Genomic DNA, 4,522 nt, shown 5'->3' with positions numbered 1-4,522 from the left:
AAAAAGAGTGGCGAAAAAGTGTCTATAGCTCAAATTATAAACAAAGATCAACAGACCCTAGTATAAGAATAAGGGATATTACCCATCCTGTTTAGATTGGGGAAAAAAGATTGCGATGAGGATCGTAAAATATTGTTTTTATTGGTTAAAAAAGATACCGCACTTTGCCTTTGTAAACAAAGTGCGGTTTGGGATGAGATTACAAACAGTTTTTTTCGCCACGGGATAGGCTGATCAACCCAGAGCGAACGACTTCAATTACCTCGGTTTCTTGTTTGACCGAGGCGATAAACGCATTCAGCTTATCCTTCGTACCAGCGAGCTGGATGGTGTAGCTTTTTGGCGTCACATCAATAATTTGCCCACGATAAATATCGGATAGGCGTTTGACCTCGTCACGCGAATTGCCTTGTGCCCGCACCTTGAGCAGCATAATCTCCCGTTCAACATGCTCACAATCACTGAGGCTAATCACTTTGAATACATCGACCAGTTTATGTAATTGTTTCTCGATTTGCTCCAGCACTTTTTCTTCGCCAAAAGCTTCGATCGTCATGCGTGATAGTGTCGGGTCATCCGTTGGTGCAACAGTCAGGCTTTCAATATTGAATGCCCGTTGTGAAAATAGACCAATAACGCGCGATAATGCGCCGGATTCATTTTCTAATAAGACTGAAATAATTCTACGCATTATGTTCTCTCCGTTTTACTCAAAATCATCTCGTTCATGGCGCCGCCTGCGATTTGCATCGGGTAAACGTGCTCGGTTTCATCGACCAGAATATCCACGAACACCAGCTTGTCTTTAATGGAAAAGGCGTGTTGCAATTTCGATTCCAGCTCATCCGGGGTGTTGATTTGAATACCGACATGACCGTAAGCCTCCGCCAATTTGACAAAATCCGGCAGCGAATTCATGTAGGATTGGGAATGACGCCCGGCATAAATAATATCCTGCCACTGTTTCACCATGCCTAAGAAACGGTTGTTTAAACTGATGATCACCACCGGAATATTGTATTGTTGAGCGGTGGACAGCTCTTGAATATTCATTTGAATGCTGCCATCGCCGGTGATGCAAACCACACAGGCATCGGGATATGCCAATTTCACGCCCATTGCCGCCGGCAAGCCGAATCCCATCGTGCCGAGACCACCGGAATTGATCCAATGACGTGGTTTATCAAATGGATAATAAAGTGCGGCAAACATCTGATGTTGACCGACATCGGAAGCAATATAGGCTTCGCCGTGAGTGATTTTATAAATGGTTTCTACCGCTTGCTGTGGTTTGATCACGTTGCTGCTGTGTTCATAATTCAAACATTGGCGAGCACGCCATTGTTCTATTTGTTGCCACCATGCGGCTAATGAAACCTGTGCTTTTGAGCTGGCATCGTCGCTTAATAGCGATAAAAATTCATTTAAGACTAAATCGGCACTGCCAACAATCGGAATATAGGTGTTGACGTTCTTCGCAATAGACGTTGGATCAATATCAATATGGATCACTTTGGCATGCGGACAATATTTTTCCAAATTATTGGTAGTACGATCGTCAAAGCGCACTCCAATGGCGAGGATCAAATCACTTTCGTGCATGGCATTATTGGCTTCAAAGGTGCCGTGCATGCCCAGCATACCTAATGATTGCTTATCAGTTCCCGGAAATGCGCCCAATCCCATCAAAGAGCTGACCACCGGCAGATTCAATTTTCTGGCAAATTCGGTGGTTTGTTCGGCACAATTGGCATTGATAATCCCGCCACCGACAAACATAACCGGTTTTTGTGCGACGAGTACTGCTTTTAGTGCTCGTTTGATTTGTCCTTTATGCCCGTGAATATTGGGGTTGTAGGAACGCAGATTGATGCTTTCCGGATAAACATAAGGAATTTTATTTGCCGGATTGACAATGTCTTTCGGCAGATCGATCACTACAGGACCTGGACGCCCGCTTGCGGCTAAATAGAAGGCTTTTTTGATAGTTTCGGCTAGGTCTTCCACGCGTTTGACCAAAAAGCTGTGTTTGACCACCGGACGAGAAATACCAACCATATCGCACTCTTGGAATGCATCGCTGCCGATTAAAGCACTGCGAACTTGACCGGAAAAAACCACCAACGGAACGGAGTCCATATAAGCGGTGGCGATACCGGTAATTGCATTCGTAGCGCCGGGGCCGGAGGTGACCAAGACGCAACCGACTTCTCCGGTGGCGCGGGCATAGCCGTCCGCCATATGTACTGCCGCTTGTTCGTGACGCACTAAAATATGTTCAATGCCGCCATGGGTTTGAATCGCATCATAAATATCTAAAACAGAGCCACCCGGATAACCAAAGACGAATTTGACACCTTGATCTTGGATAGCCTGTACGATAATTTCAGCACCCGATAATTTTTTCATTACGCCCCCTGAGGTAAGTTAGCCATATCCACTAAATATGCTGTTATTTTTACGCCAACTGATTTCGGTTGTCTACTCTTTTTTATTGGGATTTAAGGTGTATTTTGGTAATTTGAAAGATTTAAATTCTATATAAATCAAAATTTCGATATTTTATAAAATAAAAGCAATTAAAAATAAAAAAAATGCGATAATGTATCGCATTTTATAAAATCTAAAAAATTATCTGCTTATATTAAAAAAGTGCGGTTTATGTTTTTGTTGGTCTTTTCTTAAACAATAAAATTAATCCAATCATAACAACGCCTGTCGCCAAAAAGCCTAGCCAGCCAGACTGAGTAAAACCGACGACTAAATAACCGACCGCAGAAGAGGTGGCAACCAACATCGCATATGGCAGCTGCGTGGTAACATGGTCAATATGGTTACAGCTTGCGCCGGTGGAAGACAAAATAGTGGTGTCTGAAATCGGCGAACAGTGATCACCGCACACCGCACCAGCCATCACCGCAGAGAGACAAGGCAGCAATAGTGCCGGATCCGCATTGACGGCAATAGACGCAGCAATCGGTAGCATGATGCCAAAGGTTCCCCAGCTGGTGCCGGTTGAGAATGCCATCACTGCAGACAGAATAAAGAGCATCACGGGCAGAAAACCGATCGCAATCGAACCACTGACTAAGCTGGACAGATATTTACCGGTGTGCATATCGCTGACAATAGTATTGATGGTCCAAGCAAAAAACAGCACTAAGATAGCACCGAACATTGACTTGATTCCCAAAGCGTAAGCGCTGACATACTCTTTCAACGAAATTTGTTTGGAGCTTAATGCACAGAGTGTTGCCGTGATTAACGCAGCGAGACCGCCGACAACCAACGACGTGCCGACAACGGTATTTTCAAACGCACCTAAGATAGAAAACGGTTGTCCGTCTGTGGTCAGACTTTGTGCACCGGTGTAGATCATCATACTGATTGTACCGATAATCAGAACGAAAATCGGTAGAATCAAATCTATTACCCGCCCCTGTTTACCGTTTGAAATATCATCCGAAATGGCTTCGGCGTTTTCGGCATTGCGTTCGAAGTGTGCCATCGGGCCGATATCAAAGGAAAAAATGGCGACGATAAAAACCAACACTAAAGCGAAGATTGCATAAAAATTCATGCCAATCATCGCAATAAATGCGCCGATCGGCGAATATTCGGTGATGGCATGGGTTGCTAACAAGCCACCAATCAGGGTAATGATATAAGCCCCCCAACTGGAAATCGGCATGATGACACACATTGGCGCAGCGGTAGAATCCAATAAATAGGCTAATTTGGCACGGGAAATTTTATATTTGTCGGTGACAGGGCGGGCAATAGCACCAACAGCTAAACTATTAAAGTAGTCATCGATAAAAATAAAAACACCTAAAAACACGGTCAGCAATTTTGCGCCACGTTTTTGTTTGATATGTTTTTGTGCCCAGTTAACAAAAGCCTGGTTACTGCCGGAAATAGTCAGTAATGAAGTTAAAATCCCTAATAGAATCAAAAAGATAATAATATTAGTATAATCTGCGTTCAGCGCACCGTCACTATAAACGAGAGAAGAGACACTGGAAAATGTGTAGTGTGCGGCGTTCAGTAAATTGCCGCCATTTAACATCAAAGCACCGACAATAATTCCGGCACTCAGCGACAACAATACTCTGCGAGTGATGATCGCTAAAGAAAGCGCCAATAAAGGCGGAATAATTGACCAAACTGAAGTGGAAAAATCAACAAAATCCATAAGAATTCCATAAATAAAAGTAATTACAACTGAGCTGAGGTTATTTATCTCTCTCAATCGTTGAGAGGTAGTAGGGTCTGTTACTAATAAAAGATAAACAGAGCCTAAAAGTTTCTCTCTGCAAATGCCAAAGACTGGGTAGGGAAGAGAAACAGCAAAAGACTACAATAAGTATTAAGAAAAACCAAGCTATATCAGCAAATTTCAACTGTGAAAGTGCGGTATTGCTACTGTTTTGTTAAAAATCATGTGGATTTTTTGCCGGTTAAACAAGAGTACGATAAGTTTATACCGCACTTTTACGCTGTGCTTTTTAGTATTATTAAG

General features: G+C 43.1%; 3 protein-coding genes. All 3 read right to left on the bottom strand.

The features are described from left to right. Positions 1-199 precede the first annotated feature (199 nt). Positions 200-691: an acetolactate synthase small subunit gene (gene ilvN, locus FHQ30_RS09185; protein ID WP_132966073.1), complete on the bottom strand. Its 492-nt coding sequence runs from the start codon at positions 689-691 to the stop codon at positions 200-202. Then, complete coding sequence (locus FHQ30_RS09180) at positions 691-2,409, bottom strand: acetolactate synthase 3 large subunit (RefSeq protein ID WP_139612178.1); 1,719 nt, start codon at positions 2,407-2,409, stop codon at positions 691-693. Before FHQ30_RS09180 ends, ilvN begins: the two co-directional genes overlap by 1 nt. A gap of 250 nt (positions 2,410-2,659) precedes the next feature. Continuing rightward, positions 2,660-4,195: a Na+/H+ antiporter NhaC family protein gene (locus tag FHQ30_RS09175; RefSeq protein ID WP_139612179.1), complete on the bottom strand. Its 1,536-nt coding sequence runs from the start codon at positions 4,193-4,195 to the stop codon at positions 2,660-2,662. Positions 4,196-4,522: the final 327 nt, after the last annotated feature.

Origin of the sequence: Testudinibacter sp. 'clade 2' (assembly GCF_006227735.1) — a bacterium.
GTDB lineage: Bacteria > Pseudomonadota > Gammaproteobacteria > Enterobacterales > Pasteurellaceae > Chelonobacter.
The sequence above is the reverse complement of the archived record's forward strand: the minus strand, read 5'-3'. Positions and strand labels throughout refer to the sequence as shown.